Here is a 20,261-nt window from a genome sequence, read left to right as displayed (position 1 = left end):
GGGCGTCGTCTCGACAGGTGTCACGAGGGTGACGGTGCTGTCGACTGCTGCCATGATGTGCCGATGCACGCGTCTTCGAGGTTCCAGGGCAGAAGCGCAGGGCTGGGACTCGCCCTGCTCTCCGCCTTTGCGTTCGGCGGTTCCGGAGTGGCGGCCAAGCCGCTGATCGAGGCGGGACTCGACCCGCTGCACGTGGTCTGGCTCCGCGTCGCGGGCGCCGCCCTCATCATGCTGCCGGTCGCCTGGCGCCACCGGAGCCTCGTACGGGAACGCCCCGCCCTGCTCGCCGGGTTCGGCCTCTTCGCGGTGGCCGGGGTCCAGGCGTTCTACTTCGCCTCGATCTCCCGTATCCCGGTCGGGGTGGCACTCCTGGTCGAATATCTCGCGCCCGCGCTGGTCCTCGGCTGGGTCCGCTTCGTGCAGCGCAGGCCCGTCACCCGGGCCGCCGCCGTCGGTGTGGTGCTGGCCGTCGGCGGACTCGCGTGTGTCGTCGAGGTCTGGGCCGGGCTCAGCTTCGATCTCCTCGGACTGCTGCTCGCCCTCGGCGCCGCCTGCTGCCAGGTGGGGTACTTCGTCCTGTCCGACCACGGCGGGCAGGACGGCCGGTCCGGTGACGGCGCCGAACCCCCGCACCCCGTCGGCGTCATCGCGTACGGGCTGATCGTCGGCGCGGCCGTCCTCACGGTCGTCGCCCGCCCCTGGGGCATGGACTGGGCGCTGCTGGGCGGCAGCGCGGGCATGAACGGCGACGAGGTCCCCGCCTGGCTGCTGCTCGGCTGGATCGTGCTGCTCGCCACCGTCCTCGCGTACGCCACCGGGGTCGTCTCGGTCCGGATGCTCTCGCCGCAGGTGGCCGGGGTCGTCGCCTGCCTCGAAGCGGTCATCGCCACCGGGCTGGCCTGGGTGCTCCTCGGCGAGCATCTCTCCGCGCCGCAGCTCATCGGTGGATTCGTCGTGCTGACCGGTGCGTTCATCGCCCAGTCCGCCGCGCCGAAGCCTCCTTCCGGTCCGGTCGCCGCCGGGGCCGGCACCGGGGCGGTCGCCGGGCCGGTCGAGGACGAGTTGTCCCACGGCCGGGCCCCGCATTAGTGTGCCGACCATGCATCTGACTGTGCTGCCGCCGCCTGCCGCCTAGCGCGCGCGGCCACTCCTGACGAAGACCGGGCTCGGGCAGTCCCCGAGCGGTTCGTCGCTGCCCGCGTGCGGAGCCGAGCGATCCGTCGAACCCCTGTCTTCCGCTGGAGAAGTCACATGTCCTTCCCTGTCCCGTCCGCGCTGCCCGTCGGGCGGAGCCTGCTGTACCTCGTCATCGCCGGAGTCGCCTGGGGCACCGCCGGCGCGGCCGCGTCCCTGATCTTCCGGGTCAGCGATCTCGGCCCCCTCGCCCTGTCCTTCTGGCGCTGCGCGGGCGGTCTCGTCCTGCTCGCCGGGGCGCTCGCGCTGCGCCCCCGCCGCACGCCCCGGGAACCCGAACCCCGGCGACGCCGGCTGCTCCGCATCCTCGGCACCGGGATCGGGCTCACCGTGTTCCAGAGCGCGTACTTCGCCGCGGTCGAGGTCACCGGGCTCGCCGTCGGCACCGTCGTCACGCTCGGCGCCGGGCCGGTCCTGATCGCCGTCGGGGCGCGTGTGCTGCTGGGCGAACGCTTCGGCCTGGGCGGACTGGCCGCCGTTGCCGGGGCGTTGACCGGGCTCGCCGTGCTGGTCCTGGGCGGTGAGGGCGGCGACGTCGTACCGGCCGGGGTGCTGCTCGCGCTGCTGTCCGCCTCCGGGTACGCGGCGATCACGCTGCTCACCCGGTGGCTCGGGCGCGACGGCGGCGGCGGTGACGCGCTGACCACCAGCGCCTGGGCGTTCGGCATCGGAGCGGTGGGCCTGCTGCCCATGGCCCTGGCCGAGGGGCTGGTGCCGCACACCGCCGAGACCGGGCAGGTGCTGTGGCTGATCGTCTATGTGGCGGCGGTCCCCACCGCCCTCGCCTACGCGCTGTACTTCGCCGGAGCGGCCGCCGTCCGCGCGGCCACCGTATCCGTGATCATGCTCCTGGAGCCGGTGAGCGCGGCCGTCATCGCGGTGACCGTCCTGCGGGAGCGGCTGACGGCGGCCACGGTCCTCGGCACGCTGCTTCTGCTGGCCGCCGTGGCCGGACTGGCCCTCGCGGAGGCGCGCGGCGCGGCGGTCGCCCGCCGGAAGGAGCCCGTGGCCGTGTGACGGGCCCGGCCGGAGCCGGATGACGTCGGCGGATGCCTCCGCGCCGTTGCGGTCGGCCTCCGCCGCCGTCAGAGCGCCGACAGGTAGTCCGGTACGCCGATGGCCGGGTCCAGGTCGTCCGCCGGGACCGGCGGGGCGTAGCCCCGGGTGAGCGGGACGATGCCGGTCCAGTGCGGGAGGGCGCCGTCCTCGGGCTCGTCGTTGGGGCCGCCGGTGCGGACCTTCGCGGACACCTCGTTCAGGTCCAGCCGGATCACCGCGGTCGCGGCCAGCTCCTTGCCGTTGGCGGGGCGGGAGTCCTGGGAGCGGCCGGGCACCACCTGGTCCACGATCGCGTCCAGGGCGAGCCGCAACTCCTCGGGGTCGGTCACCGTCACGGCCGTGCCGTGCACCACCACCGAGCGGTAGTTCATCGAGTGGTGGAAGGCGGACCGGGCCAGCACGAGGGCGTCGACATGGGTGACCGTCAGGCAGACCGGCAGTCCCGGGGCCGTGCTCTTCGCCGCCCGCAGCGGTCGCGAGCCCGTCGAGCCGTGGACGTACAGCCGCTCGCCTATCCGGCCGAAGAGGGTCGGCAGGACGACCGGGGCGCCGTCACGCACGAAGCCCAGATGGCAGAGGTAGGCCTCGTCGAGGATCGAGTGGACCAGCTCCCGGTCGTAGGAGGCGCGGTCCCTGGACCGGGTGGGGACCGTGCGGTCGGTGGGCAGGTAGGGGGCGGCCACGTCCTGTCCCGCGCTGTCGGGCGTTGCGGTGTGCTGCATGTGCTGAACTCCATTGCACTAGTGCATAATGTGGTTTGTGCTAGGAGAGTATCGGATCAGTGGGCGGCGTGCATCGGAGATTGCCGCCAGCGTCGAGCGCGGGGTCGGCTCCGGGGACCTTCCGCCGGGCCATGTGCTGCCGCCCATGAGGGAGTTGGCCGCGCGGCTGGAGGTCAACCCCAACACCGTGGCGGCCGCCTACCGGACGCTGCGCGAGCGCGGGGTGATCGAGACGGCGGGCCGCCGGGGGAGCCGGGTGCGGGCCGCCCCGGCCAGCACCTCGCGTGGCTCCCTGCGGATCGAGGCGCCGCCGGGCGTCCGGGACCTCGGCGAGGGCAATCCCGATCCGGAGCTGCTGCCCGACCCCGGGCCGGCGCTCGCCGCGGCCGCCGCCGCCGACGCGGTGAGCCGCGGTCTGTACGGGCAGGCCCCCGTGGTCCCGGAGTTCGCCGCGTACGCCCGCGCCGCGCTGGACGCCGACGGGGTTCCCGCCGGGCCGGTCGCCGTGACCTCCGGTGCCCTCGACGCGATCGAGCGGGTTCTCGCGGCGCACCTCAGGCCGGGTGACACGGTGGCCGTGGAGGACCCCGGCTGGGGCAGCGTGCTCGACCTCGTACCGGCGCTCGGGCTCCGTGCCGTACCGGTCGGGGTGGACGACTCCGGGCCGCTGGCCGCGGATGTGGAGCGGGCGCTGCGGTCCGGGGCGCGGGCCCTCGTCGTCACGTGCCGGGCGCAGAACCCGACCGGCGCCTCGGTGGACGCCCGGCGCGCCCGGGAGCTGCGCGCGGTCCTCGCCCGCCACCCGGACGTGCTGCTGATCGAGGACGACCACGGGCACGCCATCGTCGACCTGCCGCTGCACCCGCTGGCCGGGGCGACGGTCCACTGGGCGTTCATCCGCTCGGCGGCCAAGGCGTACGGTCCGGATCTGCGGGTCGCCACGCTCACGGGGGACGCCGTCACGGTCGACCGGGTGGAGGGGCGGCACCGGCTCGGGCCCGGCTGGGTCAGCCGCCTGCTCCAGCGCGCCGTGCTCGAACTGTGGACCTCGGGCGCCGTCGACACCCGTACGGTCGCCCGGTCCTACGGTGACCGGCGGGACGCGCTCATCCAGGCACTGGCGGAACGCGGTGTCGGCGCCCGGGGTCGCAGCGGGATGAACGTGTGGGTGCCCGTGAGCGACGAGACCGGAGCGGTCGCCCGGCTGCTCCACGCGGGCTGGGCCGCCGCCCCCGGCGCCCGCTTCCGGCTGAACACGCCTCAGGCCGTCCGGCTCACCGTCTCCCCGCTGACCGCGGCGGACATCGGGCCCCTGGCGGACGCGGTGGCCGCCGCGGCGGAGCCCGCGCGGCCGGTCAGTTACGGCTGAGGCGGGCGGGGGCCGCGTCCGGCGGCCTCGACCGGAGGCGATCCCGGGGCCGGAGCGGCGGGCAGGCTGCCCTCCGGGGCGGGGGTCGGGATCGGGGCGGTGGCTGCGGTCCGGCGGGGGCGGCTCTGGGTGAGGGCCGCCCCGACGAGGACGACCAGTGCCCCGACCGGGGTGTTCCAGCTCAGCTGTTCGCCGAGCAGCGCGACGCCCGCCGCCGTCGCGATCACCGGGATGAAGTACGTGACCATCTGGGCCGTCGTCGGGCCGACCTCCTGGACCAGGCCGTACTGGAGCAGCACCGCGAGGCCCGTGCCCAGCGCCCCCAGGGCGAGAACGGAGAGCGTGGGCAGAAGCGGGAGGGAGGTGGGGGCGGAGGTGAACAGCGGTGTCACCACCGCCAGTTGCACCGTGGCGAGGCACAGCTGGCTGCCCGTCAGCGCCAGTGTTGACGAGCCGGTCCCGGCCAGGGTGCGGCGGACGTAGATCCAGCCGACCGGATAGCAGAACGAGGCGAGCAGGGCCATGCCCGTGCCCGGCAGGTCCAGGCCGGAGAAGCCCTGCCAGGCGCCCAGCACCGTGAGGACGCCGAGGAAGCCGACGCCCAGGCCGGCCACCCGGCGGCGGGTCGGTCGGTCCTCCGACAGAGCGACCACCGACAGCGCCATCCCCCACAGCGGTGAGGTCGCGTTGCAGATCCCGGCCAGCGTCGAGGGGATCGTCAGCTCCGCGTAGGAGAAGAGCGAGAACGGCAGCGCGTTCAGGAGCAGCGCCGCGACCGTGAGGTGGCCCCAGGTCCGGGCCGAACGCGGCAGCCGCTCCCGGCGCATCGCCATGGCGGCGACCAGCACCGCCGTACCGGCCAGCAGGCGGCCGAAGGTGACCTGGAACGGGGCGTACCCCTCGGTCCCGACCTTGATCAGCAGAAAGCTGAACCCCCAGATGAGCGAGAGCCCCGCGAACCGGATCCGCCAGTCGAGAGCCGGCCGCCGGGCGGCCGGGGCCGACGCCGATGCCGTGGTCGTCGCCGACGGCACGGGCGGGACGGGAGGGGCTGACGCCGGGGCCGTGGCCCTCGGCTCGCAGGGAGCGCTCATGCGGTCCAGCCTGACGAAGACGACGTCGTAGGACAAGCGAATGTTACTGCGGTGGATCGCGTAGCATCGCTTACATGTTGAACCTGGAGCGGCTGCGCACCCTGGACGCCCTCGCCCGGCACGGCTCGGTGAGCGGGGCGGCCGACGGGCTGCACGTCACGACGTCGGCGGTCTCGCAGCAGATGGCCAAGCTGGAGCGCGAGGTGGGGCAGCGGCTGCTCGCCAAGAACGGCCGCGGCGTCCGCCTCACCGACGCCGGCCGGCTGCTCGCGGACCACGCCGCGCGGATCCTGTCGCAGGTGGAGCTCGCCCAGTCCGACATCGAGGCCCAGCGGGGCGAGGTCGTCGGCGAGGTACGGATCTGCGCCTTCCCGACCGCGGCCCGGGGGCTGTTCCCCGCGACGCTCACCTCCCTGCGCGCGGACCACCCCGATCTCACCGTCCGTACCCGGGAGCTGGAGCCCGAGCAGGGGCTGCGCGCGGTGTTCCGCGGAGACGTCGACCTGGCCGTCGTGCTCGACTGGAGCAACAAGCGGCTGCCCGTGCCCGGTGGGCTGACCAAGGCCGAACTCCTCGACGACGCACCGGACATCGCCATGCCCGCCGGGCATCCGCTGGCGGACCGCGACGAGGTGGACCTGGAGGACTTCGCGGACGATCCGTGGGTGTCCTGGCCCGAGGGCGAATTCTGTTACGACTGGCTGATGTTCACCCTCCGCTCCCGGGGCATCGAGCCGCGCATCGCCCACCTGGCCGGTGAGCACCACACGCAACTCGCCCTGATCGCTGCCGGTTTCGGCGTCTGCGTGGCCCCGCGGCTCGGGCGCGGCCCGGTTCCCGACGGGGTGCGGCTGGTCCCGGTGCGACAGACGATGCGGCGGCACGTCCACGTGGTCTGGCGCACGGACGCGGACCGCCGTCCGTCGGTCCGGGCCGCGGTGGCGGCGCTGCGTGCGGCGGGTGCGGGCGTGGCGGCCGCAGGCGGGTGAGCCCCTGAGAGGAAGCCCGAAGGGCAGCGGCCCCCGGGTTCAGGCGAGACCGGCGAGCTTGCGGAAGTCCCAGGAGGTGATCTTCTCCGGGGTGAGCCGCAGCCAGGCGTGCCGTTCGTCGTGCGGCATCTCCGTGATGCCGAAGTACTTCACCGGGAACAGCCGCTCCGGCTCCACCAGTTCGGTGCAGGGTTCGCCCGTGCGGGGCGCCTCGCCGACGAACTCCGCCCGGCCGGTGAGCTCCACGCCGCGCAGCTCCTCGTACCCTTCGCCGTCGTCCACGACCACGGCGATCCTGGGATCCTTGCGCAGCTGCGACCAGCGCAGGCTGCGCGTGATGGAGTACAGCCAGAGCGAGCCGCCGTCCCAGACGAACCACAGCGCGCCGATGTGCGGAGCGCCGTCCGCGCCGAGCGTCGCCACCCGGCAGGTGCGCTGTTGGCCGAGATAGGCGTCCCGCTCCTCGGGCGTCATCATGATCCGGCGGCCTCGTCGCTGGGTGTCGGTCATGGCCGCCCTCTCCTCGAAGTCCATGGTGCTGACCGGGTGTCAGAAATCATGGACGCTCTTCCTTCATGGCGCAATGGCCGCTACTCTCGCGCGCCCGGTCCGGTGACCGAACCGGCCCCGGAGACAGAAGAGGAGTGCCCGTGCCGTCGAGGGAATCGCATGAGCGGCTCACCGCGCTGCTCGACCCCGCCACCACCGTTCTTCTGACCGTCGAGTGCCAGCAGGGCGTCGTGGGCCCGGACAGCGCCCTGCCCGAACTCGCCTCCGCCGCATGCTCGTCGGGCGCGCTGGCCAACATCGCCCGCCTCGTCGCCGCCGCCCACGAGAGCGGCGTCCAGGTCATGCACGCGGTCGCCGAGAGCCGGCCCGACGGGCGCGGCGGCAACCGCAACGCCCGGCTCTTCCGCGCCGCCGCCCGGCTGCCCGTCCAGCAGCACACCGGCAGCACCGCCGTCCGGGTCGCACCTCCCATCGAGGTCGCCGACGAGGACCTCGTCGTCCGCCGGCTGCACGGACTCTCGCCCCTGGCCGGCACCGACGTCGACCCGCTGCTGCGCAACCTCGGCTGCCGCACGCTCGTCGTCACCGGCGTCTCGGCCAACATCGCCATCCCCAACGCCGTCTTCGACGCGGTCAACCTCGGCTACACGGCCGTCGTCCCGGCCGACGCCATCGCGGGGGTGCCCGCCGAGTACACCCCCGCCATCGTCCGTAACACTCTGGCCCTGGTCGCCACCGTCACCACCACGGACGCGGTCCTCGGCGGCTGGAAGCGACCCCGCAGACAGGGGGCGGCGGCTACGCCAGCCTGATCGAGTCGCCCTCGACGGTGATCTCACGGGCGGGCAGCGGCTGGGTGGCGGGCCCGCCGGTGGGGCTGCCCGTGGCGGCGTCGAAGGTGGAGTTGTGGCAGGGGCAGGTGATCGTCCCGGCCGAGACGTCCTTGACCGCGCAGCCCTGATGGGTGCACGTGGACGAGAACGCTTTGAACTCGCCCGGTTTCGGCTGGGTCACCACGACCTTCTGCTGCGCGAAGACCTTTCCGCCCCCTTCCGGAATGTCGGCGGTGGCGGCGAGCACCGCACCGCCCTGCTGTTCGCCCCCGCTGCCGGGCTGCTCGACCGTGTCGGAGCCTCCCTTGTCGTCCGATCCGCCGCCGCACGCGGTGAGGGCGGCAGCCGCTCCGGCCGCTCCCACCGCGGCGACGACCGTGCGGCGTCCGAGGAGGCTCCGGTGCTCCTGCGTTGTGCTCATCGCGGCATTCCCTTCGTCGGTGTCCCCGTCTCGGGCACGTCGGTCAGAGGTACGTGCCCTGCGACCGCGGTGTTCACGCCGACGACCGCGCCGTACGCCGGTGGCCCGGGCCGTCAGGCCTCAGCCCGTCAGGCCTTACGGAGGCGGGCGACGATCCCGTCCAGGTCCCGCCGGAACAGATCGGGGCGGACGAAGTGGCCGCCGGGCACCTCGTGCCACTCGTGCGGAATCCCCGCCGCGCCCAGACTGCCCCGGAACTCCCGCTGCCCGGCGAGGACTTGTGTCTCGTTGACCGTGTCGAACCAGTTGACCGGGTCGGGGCTGGTGCCCGCCACCAGGAACACCCGCTTGTTCCGGTAACTCCCGACGCGCTGCACCGGATTGTCGGCGCTGACCCGCGCCTCGTCCCACAGCGGCGCCCCGTAGACCGTACCGCCGCCCAACTCCACGGCGGCGGACGAGAGGTTGGCCCAGTGGGTGACGAGTCCGGCGTCACGGCGCAGGCTGGCCGGGCCGGAGTGGGAGCTGACCGAGGCGAAGTGCCCGTAGTACTTGGCCGCGTACTTCAGCGCGCCGAATCCGCCCATCGAGAAGCCGGAGACGGCCCTGCCGTCGTACTCCGCGTACGTACGGAAGTTGGCGTCCACCCACGGGAGCAGCTGAGCGATGTGGAAGGTCTCCCAGTTGCGGGGGCCGACGTTGGAGGCGACCGGGTTGGAGTACCAGCCCGCGGCGCCGCCGTCCGGCATCACGACGATGAGCGGCTTTCCGGCGGTCCAGGCGCGGATGCCCATCCGGTCGAAGGTGATGAAGTCCTGCCCGGTGCCCCCTCCGTGGAACAGGTACAGGACCGGATACCGGCGCCCGCCGGAGTGGTAGCCGTCCGGCAGCAGGACGTTGACGCCGGGGTTCCAGCTGATCGCGTCGGTCGCGAAGCGGAAGTAGCGCATACGGGGATCGCGCTCGTCGCGGTCCACGATGCGCAGACCGAAGCCGTCGCCCACCGCATGGGCGGCGGACGCCGACGCCAGGACGCCTCCCGCGCCGAGCGCGGTGGTCGCGGTGATTCCGGCGGCGGCCTTCAGGACGCCTCTGCGGGTGGGCCGTCGGGTGCTCAACGTGACCTCCTGGTCAGGGGAGTGCGGGATGCGAGGTGTGGGGTGCGGGGCGTCAGGCGGAGTAGCCCTTCGGCGGGATCAGGGTGGCCAGCTGGTCGAAGGAGATCCAGTAGATCTGGTTGCCGCCGAAGGACGCGGGGTCCGCGATGAGGACCGTGCGGTCGACCGCGTCGTAGCCGAAGACGGTGAAGTAGTGGTAGATCGTCTGGTCCGGCGGGTAACCGGGCGGCTGGTTGCCGGGCGGGGCGACGATGTTGGCGACCAGCGGATAGTTGCGGTCGATGTCGAACACGATGTCGTGCCACAGGAGATCGCGCTGCGCCTGGGTCGGCGGGTCGTTCGGCATCTCCTTGGTCTCGTACCAGCCCCCGCCGAGACGGGCGTTGAGCACGGCGGTGACCTGGCCGATGTGATCGGTGCCCGCCTCGGTCGTGCCGAGCTGCGCCGCCAGTTCGCCCTGGCTCGGCGCGGCGGTGCGGGCGGAGAGCGCGATGCGGGTCGCGGCGGGACCGCACCAGTAGCCGGTCTGCTGGACCTGGTAGTCGATCTCCAGCCACCGGGCGGCGCTCGTCCGCCCGGCGTCGACGCGCAGTTCCGTTCCCGGCTCGTCGTATCCCGAGGCGAGGGCGGTGCCGGCCGTCGAGTCGTGGGCCCGTACGTCCACGACCGGGACGGCGGGGGCGGGGGCGGCCTGAGCGGTGCCGGGGAGCAGAAGTGCTCCGAGGGTGAGTGCTGCGATCACACCGGGGACAAGTCTCGCGCGCATGAGGGCTCCTGTGGGGGGCGGGGCCGTACGGGAACGTCGCCGTGCGGGGCCGGGAGGGTGGGGCCGTCCGGCCGGGCGGTGCGGTGACCAGGGGACAGCGTGGTGGCCCGGCGGCGACGGGCACAAGCGCTGTAAGTCCTGTCTTACGGGCGCGGGTTGGCGCCGGGCCCGCGTCCCGCCCGGCGGTCCTCGGCGGCCAGCAGCGCACGCCCCTCGGCGGTCGCGACGTGAAAGGCGCGGCCGGCCGTGCGGACGGTGGTGGTCAGCCCCGCACCGCGCAGGACGTTCATGTGCTGGCTGACGGCCGGGTGGGTCACCTGGAGCATCCGGGCCGCCTCCACGGTCGAGCATCCGGTGCGGGTGGCCCGCAGCAGATCGGCGCGGGTCTGCCCGAGGAGGCGGCCGAGAGGGCTCCGGCCGGTCGCCGGTTCCGTGGCGCCCGCGGTGTCCGCCCAGCCGGCCGCGTGCTGGATCGGATGCACCAGGACGGGCGGCAGGTCACTGTCCGCCAGGGTGGTCGGGGTGGGCCAGCAGAAGAACGACGGCTGGAGCACCAGGCCGCGCCCGTTCAGCCGCAGGTGCTGGTCGACCGGGTAGGTGACCTCCAGCACGGGCGGCCGCCAGTGGACGTCGGGCCCGAGACCGGTCAGCAGCGCCTCGGTTCCGCCGTCCATCAGATGCCGTGTCCGCAGCGCCCGGTCGGCCTCCAGCGCCACGCGGACATGCCGCCAGTGCGGTACGAGTGCCTCGACCTGGTAGGCGTGGAGCGCCTTGCCCAGCCGTGCGAGCGTGTCCGGGTCGCCCTCGGCCAGCGCGGCGGCCCAGTCGGGCAGCCGCCTCGTCCCGGCCAGCCGGGTCAGCTCCGCCCGCAGCCTCGGGCGCGGGGTACCGAGCAGGGCGTCGATGGCGGCCCCGAGCGTGGTGCGGTCGCCTGAGGTGGGGGTGAGGAAGTCGGGGGAGTACCCATGGGGCGGCAGGAGCGGGGAGAGCAACCGGCGGCTCTCCGGGAGACGCGGCCGCACCCAGCGCCGCCAGGCGCCGAACACCCGCTCCCCGTCTGTCCGTTGCAGGGTCTGCACGCTGTTGGTGATCTCCCACAGGAAGTCCGGCCCCGGGGCCACCCTGACCCGCGTCAGGTCCTCGGGGGTGAAGTGGATCCGCAGCATGGACGCTCCATGGGAAGGCGGGCCGGGCCACCGCACACGCGGCCCGGTCGGCTGCACGTGCCCGCGACCTGGCAGGGACCAGCCGTGCGGACACCGGCGGGGAACGGACCACTGACCCGCTCGCCGCACCGGCGGAGAACAGGCCACTACCCGCCACCGGGACGGGGTATGCCGGGCCCGGGCCGGGGGCGTCCGGCGGACCGGCAGCCGCACGGGACCGTCGCGTTCCTCCGGGGCGCCGGACACCCGCTGCGCCACATGGCGCGGGGCGCCTTCCGCGACGGACCTCGGAGGAATCAGGGCTCAGACCGTCGCCGCCACCCGGACGAGATCGGCCACCGGCCGCGACCGGCTCTCCGGCAGCCAGGCGAGCACCGCCGTCACCGGCGGCGCGTCCGTCACCGGCACGGCGACCAGGTCCCGCCGCAGGTCGACGGCGGCCGAGGCGGGCAGGACCACGGTGGCCCGGCCGAGGGCGATCAGCTGGAAGAGCTGGGTCAGGTTCCGCACGGCGACCCCGGGGCCCTCGGGGCAGCTGCCGTCCGGGGCGGGCCAGCGGGCCGGGGGAGGACCGGGCGCGGCGGACACCTCGGCCTGCGACACCGCCGTCCGGCGGGCCAGCGGGTGGTCGCCGGGCAGGACCGCGACCTGCCCCTCGGTCAGCAGGGCCTCCGTGTCCAGTCCGGTGACGGCGTCGAACGGCAGGTGCAGCAGCGCCACGTCCGCCCGCCCCGAGCACAACAGCTCCCGCTGCTCGTGCGCCTCGCACAGCAGCAGATCGACCGCGCACGCGCCGGGATGCGCGGCGTACGCGTCGAGCACCTTGGCCAGCAGCTCGCCCGCCGTACCGGCCTTGACCGCCAGGGCGATACGCGGCCGCCGCTCGACCGCCTCCCGGGTACGGCGCTCGGCCGCCTCCGCCGCCGCGAGGATCGCCCGCGCCTCCGTCAGCAGCACCGCTCCCGCATCGGTGAGCCGGACCCGGCGGCTGGACCGCTCCAGCAGCACCACCCCGAGCCGTCCCTCCAGGCCGGCGAGCGCACGGGACAGCGCCGGCTGGGCGATCCCCAGCCGCTCGGCCGCTCTGCCGAAGTGCAGTTCCTCCGCGACCGCGACGAAGTACCGCAGCTCACGCATCTCCATGTCGGCACCGTAACCCGCCCGCACCACGACCGATGCCGTGAAGGCATCGCTGTCAGGCCCGTACGGTGTTGGTCCCCGGCGCAAGGCCGCCGATGCTGGCGGACATGAGCGAACAGACGATCGCGCTGGTCACCGGCGCGAACAAGGGAATCGGATACGAGATCGCTGCGGGCCTCGGCGCGCTCGGCTGGAGCGTCGGCATCGGTGCCAGGGACCGGGAGCGCGGCGCGCAGGCCGTCGCGGCGCTGTGCGCGAGGGGGGTGGACGCCTTCGCCGTCCCGCTCGACGTCACCGACGACGCCGACGTGAGGGCCGCCGCCCGGCTCGTGGAGGAGCGCGCGGGCCGGCTCGACGTACTCGTCAACAACGCGGGTGCGGCGGGTGGTTGGCCCGACGAGCCGACGTCGCTCGATCCCGCCGCCCTCCTGCGGCTGGTCGACACCAACGTCGTCGGGGTCGTCCGGGTCACCAACGCGATGCTGCCCCTGCTGCACCGCTCCGCGCATCCGCGGATCGTCAACCAGTCCAGCCACGTCGCCTCCCTGACCCTGCAGACCGACCCCGGCACCGACCTCGGAGGGATCAGCGGGGGCTACGCGCCGACGAAGACCTTCCTCAACGCGGTCACCGTCCAGTACGCCGCGGAGCTGCGCTCCACCCCGATCCTCGTGAACAACGCGTGCCCCGGCTATGTGGCCACCGACCTGAACGGTTTCAGCGGGACCCGCACCGCCGAGGAAGGGGCACGGGTCGCGATCAGGCTCGCGACCCTCCCCGACGACGGGCCGACCGGGGGCCTCTTCGATGACCAGGGCCCTGTGCCCTGGTGAAGAGGCGTCCCCCCCCGGCGTCCCCCGGTGAGGCGGGCCGGGGCCGTCAGGTGGTGCCGTCGCTCATACGGCGCTGCAGTTCCCACAGGGACCGGAAGAGCCCCGGCTCCCGGGTGAGCTGGGCGTAGGTGCCCTCCTGAACGATCCGGCCCTCGTCCAGGACGACGATCCGGTCGGCGACCGCCACGTTGGTGAGGCGGTGGGTGATCAGCAGGACGGCGCGGTCCTTGGCCAGGTCGCGCAGGCCGGTGAAGATCCGGTGCTCCGCGCGGGCGTCCAGCGCGGCCGTGGGTTCGTCCATCACCAGCAGTGCGGCCTGCCGGTGGAAGGCGCGGGTGAGGACCAGGCGCTGCCACTGTCCGCCGGAGAGCTGCTGCCCGCCGAACCATTCGCTGGTGAGGAGGGTGTTCAGGCCGGAGCGGAGCTCCGGCAGGATCTCGGAAGCACCGGACGACTCGCACGCGGCGAGCACGGCCGCGTCGCCGGTGTCGCCCTGGCCGAAGGTGATGTTGTCGCGCATCGTCAGCGGCAGATACGTGAACTTCTGCGGCACCAGGGCGACATGCTCCCAAGCCGCCCACGGATCGAGGTCCACAGTGGAGGCGTGGTCCCAGGCCACGTCCCCCTCGGTGGGCAGCAGCAGCCCGCACAGCAGGCGGGAGAGCGTGGACTTGCCGGAGCCGTTCTCCCCGACCAGCGCCACGATCTCGCCGCGCTTCACCCGCAGCGAGACGTTGCGCAGGCTGTCCTTGGGGGCGCCGTCGTAGCGGTAGGTGACGTCGCGGACCTCGAAGCGCCGCGGGGCGGCGGCCGGAGAGGCGGTGCCACGGGAGTCGGTCATGGCCTGGCCGTGGGCGTTGTCGAGGAAGTTCTGCCAGTCCTGCACGTACCAGCCGGTGCGCACCAGGCGGGCCCCGCCGCTGATGATGCCCCGCACCGAGCCCGTGGCGGTCTGGAGAGCGAAGACGGCGCCGCCGCCCGCCGCCAGGTCCATCCGCCCCGAGGCCAGGAGCCACAGCAGCGCCGCCCACACCGCGATCGAGGCGACTCCGCCGGCAGCGGCCCCGGCCAGTCCCATCCAGGCACCGGTGTTCGCGGCGCTGCGTTCGGCCGCGTTGACGGTGGCCGCCAGCTTTCGGTAGCGGCCGGTGAGGAAGGGACCGGCCAGACAGGCCCGCATCTCCTCGCTGGACTCCATGTAGGCCATGTGCCAGCGCAGTTTGCTCAGCATCCGGCGCCGCCCGGAGGTCTCCAGGCCGGCGAGGTAGATCACGCGGGCCGAGCGGACGTAGGCGGCGGCCTGCGGCAGGGTCGCGAGAAGGAGGAGGGGAAGGAGCAGCGGGTGCAGGACGGTCAGCACGGTCGCCCCGGCGGCGAGGGTGGCGGTGGCCGCGAGGACGTCCTGCGCCTCCTCGACGAGGTCGGGGGTGACCTGCGCGCCACGGTCGGCGATGTCGTAGGCGTCGTTGTAACCGGGCTTGTTGTTGGCGGCCAGCTCCGCGCCGAGTGCCGCCTCGATCATCGTCAGCTCCGCGGCCCGGCCGAGCACCGGGCGCAGCCGGCCGGTGAGCCAGACGACGGTGATGCCCAGCAGCGCGCGCAGACCGGCGGCCGCGGCGATGACGGCGAGCTGCGGGGCCGCGTCCCACAGGCGCTCGGTGATGTCGCCCGAGGAGACCAGCGCGGTGATCGTGCCCGTGACGGCCAGCAGGCCGAGAGCGGCGAGGACGCCGGTCCCGATCTGGCACACCAGCAGGCCGACGGTCGCGCCGCGGTCCACGTGCCAGGCCATCCGCACCGAGCGCCGGACGAGGGCGGGCAGGCGCCGTGCCATGGTCCGTGAGGTCAGCTGGGATCCGGCCCCGAGCCGGGACTCGTCCCGGTAGAGATACTCCTCCTCTCGAACACCGGCCTCCTCCGGCGGGCCGTCCGGCGAGCCCCCTCGCGGTCGTTGCGGCGGTTGCTCCTGTGTGATGGCCGACGTCATCGTTCCCCCTCGGACGGTCGCTGCGGCAGAGTCACGAGGTACAACGAGGCGACCGCAATATCGAACACACGTCATCCGGTCGTGCTGTGAGGCCCGTGATCCCCGGCGTCAGGAACCCGCGGGCGCGGGACCCCTGGTGGGGCCCGGAGCGCGCCCGGGCAGGAAGTGGCCGAAACGCCGACACCACCGCGGCACGAACCGAACCGTTCGCCGGGGGAGCCGGTGCCGAGGCCGGCCCGCCCGGTGATCACCCCCGGTTTAAGATGCTCACTTCACAAGGGATGGGTGGCCCGAAGAAATGCTAGAAGAGGTCATTGCGACCCGCTACGTCACGCCCCTGCGTGAGGGCGGCTCGCTCCCCGGCATCGTCGAGGCCGACGATCTCGGTACGTACGTCATGAAGTTCACCGGGGCCGGACAGGGCCGCAAGACGCTCGTCGCCGAGATCATCTGCGGGGAGCTCGGCCGGCGGCTGGGACTGCGGGTGCCCGAGCTGGTGACCATCGAGCTCGACCCCGTCATCGGACTCGCCGAGCCCGACGAGGAGGTGCAGGAGCTGCTCCGGGCTAGTGGTGGGCTGAACCTCGGGATGGACTACCTGCCGGGCTCGTTCGGGTTCGACCCGCTCGCCTACGAGGTCGGGGCGGCCGAGGCCGGGCGGATCGTCTGGTTCGACGCGCTGATCAACAACGTGGACCGTTCCTGGCGCAACCCCAACCTGCTCGTCTGGCACGGCGACCTCTGGCTCATCGACCACGGCGCGACCATGATCTGGCACCACAACTGGCCGGGTGCCCAGGCCTCCGCCGCCAAGCCGTACAACGCCTCCGACCACGTCCTGGCCCTCTTCGGGCCGGACATCGCGGCGGCTGCCGCCGAGCTCGCCCCGCTGGTCACCGAGGAGCTGCTCACCGAGGTGGCCGCCGACGTACCGGACGTCTGGCTGGCCGACGAGCCCGGGTTCGACTCCGCCGACGAGGTGCGCCGGGCCTATGTCGCCCCGCTGCTCGCGCGGGCCGCGACCATTCACGAGCGGATCACGCTGGACGCGCCCACGGTGACCCGGCCCTCCCAGGCCCCGGGCTGGCTCACCGACCGGCTGCCACCACGGCGGAAGCAGGCCGCGGGCGACGACCGCGCCGCAGCGGCCGCCCGTACCGGCGAGGAGGGCGGCCGATGACGCGGCGGGATGTCTTCGAGTACGCGCTCCTGCGCGTCGTGCCCCGGGTCGAGCGGGGGGAGTGCTTCAACGCCGGGGTGCTCGTCTACTGCCGGGCCCACTCGTTCGTGGCCGCCCGGACCTACCTCGACGAGGCGAAGCTGAAGGCGCTCGACCCGGACGCCGACGTCGTCGGGGTGCGGGCCGCCCTGCGCGCCGTCGAAGGGGTCTGCGGCGGCGGTGCGGAGGCCGGTCAGGCGGCGGGCGACGACGCCGGCCGGCGGTTCCGCTGGCTGATCGCCCCGCGCTCCACGGTCGTCCAGCCCGGGGCGGTGCACAGCGGGCTGACCACCGACCCGGCCGGTGAGGTGGAACGGCTCCTCGACCTCCTCGTGCGCTGATCCGCGCCCCGGTGGGACCACGACGGCACAGCGGCGAACGCTCCCGCCCGGTGTGACGTAGGGCCCGCCGGGGCGTGCGCCGTTGACACCGGGTGCCAGGGCTTCTAGCGTCTCGTCTGCTGAAGGTACTAAGCGGTTGCTCAGCAATCGGAGGTCTCTCCGCCAGGGAGTGTCAGGGCTGGCGGGGAAGCGCCCCGATGTCCGCTGAGCCGCTATCCAAGGGCGAGGAGAACCAAGCATGTCCACCACCGAGCAGCGCGTCGCCATCGTGACGGGAGCGGCGCGGGGCATCGGCGCCGCCACCGCCGTACGCCTCGCGGCCGAGGGCCGCGCCGTCGCCGTACTCGATCTCGACGAGGCGGCCTGCAAGGACACGGTCGAGAAGATCACCGCCGCCGGGGGCACCGCGCTGGCCGTCGGCTGCGACGTGTCGGACGCCGGTCAGGTGGAAGCCGCCGTCGCGCGGGTCGCCGCCGAGCTGGGCGCGCCGACGATCCTCGTGAACAACGCGGGCGTGCTCCGCGACAACCTGCTGTTCAAGATGAGCGAGTCCGACTGGGACATCGTGATGAACGTGCACCTCAAGGGCGCGTTCCTGATGGCCAAGGCCGTCCAGGCGCACATGGTCGAGGCCAAGTTCGGCCGGATCGTCTCGCTCTCCTCCTCCTCGGCCCTCGGCAACCGGGGCCAGGCCAACTACTCCGCGGTCAAGGCGGGGCTCCAGGGCCTCACCAAGACGCTCGCCAAGGAGCTCGGCAAGTTCGGCGTCACCGCCAACGCCGTCGCGCCCGGCTTCATCGTCACCGAGATGACCGCGCAGACCGCCGAGCGCGTCGGCATGGGCTTCGAGGAGTTCCAGGCGGCGGCCGCCACCCAGATCCCGGTCCAGCGCGTCGGCCGTCCCGAGGACGTCGCGAACGCCATCGCCTTCTTCGCGGGCGACGACGCGGGCTTCGTCTCCGGCCAGGTCATGTACGTGGCCGGCGGACCCCTCAACTGATCCGAAGGGCAGCGGACATCATGACGGTGCAGGACAGCGGAAAGGTCGCCCTCGTCACGGGAGCCAGCCGGGGCATCGGCTACGGGATCGCCGAGGCGCTCGTCGCCCGCGGCGACCGGGTCGCCATCACCGGGCGGGGCGAGGACGCCCTCAAGGAGGCCGTGGAGCGGCTCGGCGCCGACCGGGTCATCGCCATCCCCGGCAAGGCGCACGACGAGGCGCACCAGGCCGCGGCGGTCGAGCGCACGATGGAGGCGTTCGGCCGGGTCGACTTCCTGGTCAACAACGCCGGGACCAACCCGGTCTTCGGCCCCATGGCCGAGCTCGACCTCAACGTGGCCCGCAAGGTCTACGAGACCAATGTGATCTCGGCGCTCGGCTTCGCCCAGCAGACCTGGAAGGCCTGGCAGAAGGAGAACGGCGGGGCGATCGTGAACATCGCCTCCGTCGCCGGCGTCGCCCCCTCGCCGTTCATCGGCGCGTACGGGATGTCGAAGGCGGCCATGATCAACCTGACCGCCCAGCTGGCGCACGAGTTCGCCCCGGTCGTCCGGGTCAACGCGATCGCCCCGGCCGTGGTCAAGACGAAGTTCGCCGAGGCGCTCTACGAGGGCCGCGAAGCGGAGGCGGCCGCCGCCTATCCGCTGGGCCGGCTCGGTGTGCCCGAGGACATCGGAGGTGCGGCGGCCTTCCTGACCTCCGCGCAGTCCGACTGGATCACCGGTCAGACCCTCGTGGTCGACGGAGGAATCCTCCTCAACGCGGGCGTGGGCTGAGAGCGGCCTGGACCGATTTGGCCCTGATTGAGTCAAGTGCCCCGCCGGGTCTGCGGATTGACCTGGTGGGGCGCTGCGGTATGGTCTGCCGACCCATGGCTGATCGAGGAGCGTGCGCGTGTTCTACCGGGCCAGTCTGCAGGCTGCTGCAGCCCTAGCTTCCCTTTCTCTGCTGGCCGGCTGCGGTCTCCTTTCCGACAGCGGATCGGAAACGAACCAGAAGATAACCGTCGGGACGACCAGTTCCCCGTCCACGCTCGATCCGGCGGCGGCCTGGGACGGTTCCTGGGAATTGATGCGGAACGTTTACCAGACCCTGGTGAGCTTCCCCACCGGCAGTACGAGCCCGGAGCCGGACGCGGCGGAAGAATGCAAGTTCACCGACGCCACGAGCATGGCGTACCGGTGCACGCTCAAGAAGAACCTCAAGTTCTCCAACGGCGAGAAGCTCGACGCCGAGGCCGTGAAGTACTCCATCGACCGCATCGTGGACATCCACTTCAAGGGCGGCCCGGCCGGGATGCTCGGCTCGCTGGACCGGATCGAGACCAAGGGCGACGACACGGTCGTCTTTCACCTGAACAAGTCCGACGCCACGTTCCCGTTCATCCTGGCCACGCCCGCCATGTCGCTCGTCGCCCCCGGCGACTACCGCAAGGACAAGATCCGCGACGACGGCAAGGTCACCGGCTCCGGCCCGTATCTCCTGGAGTCCTACGAGGGCCAGAAGACCGCCGAGCTGAAGAAGAACCCGGACTACAAGGGCTTCGCCAACCGGAAGAACGACGCGGTCACCATCCGCTACTTCGAGAAGTCCGCGGACATGGTGAGCGCGCTCAAGGCCGACGAGATCGACGCCACCTACCGGGGTCTGACCGCCGAGGAGGTCGTCAGCCTGGAGGACAACAAGGACGACAACGCCGGCCTCCAGATCGTCGAGAGCACGGGCGCGGACATCCGCTTCCTGGTCTTCAACCCGAAGGACCCGGCCGCAGCGAACCCCGCCGTCCGCAAGGCCATCGCCCATGTCGTCGACCGCGACGCGCTGGTCGACAAGGTCTACCGGGGCACCGCCGAGCCCCTCTACTCCATGATCCCCAAGGGCATCGCCGGACACACCACGAGCTTCTTCGACACCTACGGCGACCCGGATGTGAAGAAGGCGAAGAACATCCTCTCCGAGGCCGGTGTCACCGAGCCCGTGAAGATGACCTTCTGGTACACCACCGACCGCTACGGCTCCGCCACGGAGCCCGAGTTCGAGGAGCTCAAGCGGCAGCTGGAGGAGTCCGGACTGTTCAAGATCACGCTGCGGGGCGAGCCCTGGCGGAAGTTCCAGGAAGGCTTCAACAAGGGCGAGTACCCGGTCTTCGGCCGCGGCTGGTTCCCCGACTTCCCGGACCCCGACAACTTCGTCGCCCCGTTCGTGGGCCAGGAGCCCGTCACCGGCAGCCCGTACATCAACAAGGAGATCACCCAGCAGCTGATCCCCGCCTCGCGGCAGGAGAGCGACCGGGGCGCGGTCAGCAAGCAGTTCGAGCGGGCCCAGGAGATCCTCGTCGACGACGTCCGCCTGCTGCCGCTGTGGCAGGGCAAGCTGTACGTCGCCGCGGGCGAGGACATCGGCGGCGGCGAGCGGGCACTGGACCCGCAGACCGTCATGCAGATGTGGGAGCTGTACCGCAAGGCCAGCTGGTAGTACCTGGTGGCAGGGACGACGGGCC

General features: G+C 72.8%; 20 protein-coding genes. 11 read left to right on the top strand and 9 right to left on the bottom strand.

Annotated features, from left to right (window positions below; translation table 11 throughout):
• The first annotated feature begins 63 nt into the window (after positions 1–63).
• Both WQO_RS04590 and WQO_RS04585 read left to right on the top strand, forming a co-directional pair.
• Positions 64–1,089 (top strand): EamA family transporter, encoded by a 1,026-nt coding sequence (locus WQO_RS04590; RefSeq protein ID WP_029182454.1) that lies wholly within the window; start codon positions 64–66, stop codon positions 1,087–1,089.
• 162 nt (positions 1,090–1,251) lie between these two features.
• Entirely contained in the window at positions 1,252–2,211 is a 960-nt protein-coding gene (locus tag WQO_RS04585; RefSeq protein WP_010062226.1) for a DMT family transporter, read from the top strand.
• A 68-nt stretch (positions 2,212–2,279) separates the two neighbouring features.
• Here the strand turns inward: WQO_RS04585 and WQO_RS04580 are convergent, their stop codons facing one another.
• On the bottom strand, positions 2,280–2,975 hold the full coding sequence (locus WQO_RS04580; RefSeq protein ID WP_010062227.1) for a pyridoxamine 5'-phosphate oxidase family protein: 696 nt from the start codon (positions 2,973–2,975) through the stop codon (positions 2,280–2,282).
• 37 nt (positions 2,976–3,012) lie between these two features.
• On the opposite strand from WQO_RS04580, the gene WQO_RS04575 reads away from it, so the two are divergent.
• Positions 3,013–4,344 carry an aminotransferase class I/II-fold pyridoxal phosphate-dependent enzyme gene (locus tag WQO_RS04575; RefSeq protein ID WP_079055523.1) on the top strand — a complete coding sequence of 444 codons (1,332 nt, stop codon included), beginning with the start codon at positions 3,013–3,015 and terminating at the stop codon, positions 4,342–4,344.
• Here WQO_RS04575 and WQO_RS04570 read toward each other — a convergent pair.
• Positions 4,335–5,438, bottom strand: coding sequence for a DMT family transporter (locus WQO_RS04570; RefSeq protein WP_193407165.1), 1,104 nt, complete (start codon positions 5,436–5,438; stop codon positions 4,335–4,337). The genes WQO_RS04575 and WQO_RS04570 overlap by 10 nt on opposite strands.
• 74 nt (positions 5,439–5,512) lie before the next feature.
• Here WQO_RS04570 and WQO_RS04565 point away from each other — a divergent pair, with 74 nt between their 5' ends.
• Positions 5,513–6,427 carry a LysR family transcriptional regulator gene (locus tag WQO_RS04565; RefSeq protein ID WP_010062230.1) on the top strand — a complete coding sequence of 305 codons (915 nt, stop codon included), beginning with the start codon at positions 5,513–5,515 and terminating at the stop codon, positions 6,425–6,427.
• Between the two features lie 39 nt (positions 6,428–6,466).
• On the opposite strand, the gene WQO_RS04560 is transcribed toward WQO_RS04565, so the two are convergent.
• Positions 6,467–6,937 carry a pyridoxamine 5'-phosphate oxidase family protein gene (locus tag WQO_RS04560; protein WP_010062231.1) on the bottom strand — a complete coding sequence of 157 codons (471 nt, stop codon included), beginning with the start codon at positions 6,935–6,937 and terminating at the stop codon, positions 6,467–6,469.
• 140 nt (positions 6,938–7,077) lie between these two features.
• Between WQO_RS04560 and WQO_RS04555 the strand changes: the two genes are divergently transcribed.
• Positions 7,078–7,749: a cysteine hydrolase family protein gene (locus WQO_RS04555; protein ID WP_010062233.1), complete on the top strand. Its 672-nt coding sequence runs from the start codon at positions 7,078–7,080 to the stop codon at positions 7,747–7,749.
• Here WQO_RS04555 and WQO_RS04550 read toward each other — a convergent pair.
• From WQO_RS04550 to WQO_RS04530, 5 genes are all read right to left on the bottom strand, one after another.
• On the bottom strand, positions 7,736–8,191 hold the full coding sequence (locus WQO_RS04550) for a Rieske (2Fe-2S) protein (protein ID WP_010062235.1): 456 nt from the start codon (positions 8,189–8,191) through the stop codon (positions 7,736–7,738). The two genes, WQO_RS04555 and WQO_RS04550, sit on opposite strands and share 14 nt — an antisense overlap.
• A 128-nt stretch (positions 8,192–8,319) precedes the next feature.
• Complete coding sequence (locus tag WQO_RS04545; protein ID WP_010062236.1) at positions 8,320–9,309, bottom strand: alpha/beta hydrolase; 990 nt, start codon at positions 9,307–9,309, stop codon at positions 8,320–8,322.
• Between the two features lie 52 nt (positions 9,310–9,361).
• Positions 9,362–10,075: a C39 family peptidase gene (locus WQO_RS04540; RefSeq protein WP_029182456.1), complete on the bottom strand. Its 714-nt coding sequence runs from the start codon at positions 10,073–10,075 to the stop codon at positions 9,362–9,364.
• A 143-nt stretch (positions 10,076–10,218) separates the two neighbouring features.
• Positions 10,219–11,241, bottom strand: a complete 1,023-nt coding sequence (locus WQO_RS04535; RefSeq protein ID WP_010062238.1) for a winged helix-turn-helix domain-containing protein — start codon at positions 11,239–11,241, stop codon at positions 10,219–10,221.
• Between the two features lie 303 nt (positions 11,242–11,544).
• Positions 11,545–12,384 (bottom strand): LysR family transcriptional regulator, encoded by an 840-nt coding sequence (locus tag WQO_RS04530; RefSeq protein WP_010062239.1) that lies wholly within the window; start codon positions 12,382–12,384, stop codon positions 11,545–11,547.
• Between the two features lie 92 nt (positions 12,385–12,476).
• On the opposite strand from WQO_RS04530, the gene WQO_RS04525 reads away from it, so the two are divergent.
• Positions 12,477–13,214, top strand: a complete 738-nt coding sequence (locus tag WQO_RS04525) for an SDR family oxidoreductase (RefSeq protein ID WP_029182457.1) — start codon at positions 12,477–12,479, stop codon at positions 13,212–13,214.
• Between the two features lie 46 nt (positions 13,215–13,260).
• Here the strand turns inward: WQO_RS04525 and WQO_RS04520 are convergent, their stop codons facing one another.
• On the bottom strand, positions 13,261–15,201 hold the full coding sequence (locus tag WQO_RS04520) for an ATP-binding cassette domain-containing protein (protein WP_010062241.1): 1,941 nt from the start codon (positions 15,199–15,201) through the stop codon (positions 13,261–13,263).
• A gap of 298 nt (positions 15,202–15,499) precedes the next feature.
• Between WQO_RS04520 and WQO_RS04515 the strand changes: the two genes are divergently transcribed.
• From WQO_RS04515 to WQO_RS04495, 5 genes are all read left to right on the top strand, one after another.
• Positions 15,500–16,381 (top strand): HipA family kinase, encoded by an 882-nt coding sequence (locus WQO_RS04515; protein ID WP_010062242.1) that lies wholly within the window; start codon positions 15,500–15,502, stop codon positions 16,379–16,381.
• Entirely contained in the window at positions 16,378–16,761 is a 384-nt protein-coding gene (locus WQO_RS04510; RefSeq protein WP_010062244.1) for a DUF3037 domain-containing protein, read from the top strand. Before WQO_RS04515 ends, WQO_RS04510 begins: the two co-directional genes overlap by 4 nt.
• 238 nt (positions 16,762–16,999) lie before the next feature.
• On the top strand, positions 17,000–17,761 hold the full coding sequence (fabG, locus tag WQO_RS04505; RefSeq protein WP_006122981.1) for a 3-oxoacyl-ACP reductase FabG: 762 nt from the start codon (positions 17,000–17,002) through the stop codon (positions 17,759–17,761).
• Between the two features lie 20 nt (positions 17,762–17,781).
• The gene (locus WQO_RS04500) at positions 17,782–18,537 is read left to right on the top strand and encodes an SDR family oxidoreductase (RefSeq protein WP_010062246.1); all 756 of its coding nucleotides are present in this window, start codon (positions 17,782–17,784) and stop codon (positions 18,535–18,537) included.
• Positions 18,538–18,655: 118 nt separating this feature from the next.
• On the top strand, positions 18,656–20,236 hold the full coding sequence (locus tag WQO_RS04495; protein ID WP_029182458.1) for an ABC transporter substrate-binding protein: 1,581 nt from the start codon (positions 18,656–18,658) through the stop codon (positions 20,234–20,236).
• Positions 20,237–20,261 lie beyond the last annotated feature (25 nt).

The organism is Streptomyces globisporus C-1027, from assembly GCF_000261345.2.
In the GTDB taxonomy this organism is placed as follows: Bacteria; Actinomycetota; Actinomycetes; order Streptomycetales; family Streptomycetaceae; genus Streptomyces; species Streptomyces pakalii.
The sequence above is the reverse complement of the archived record's forward strand: the minus strand, read 5'-3'. Positions and strand labels throughout refer to the sequence as shown.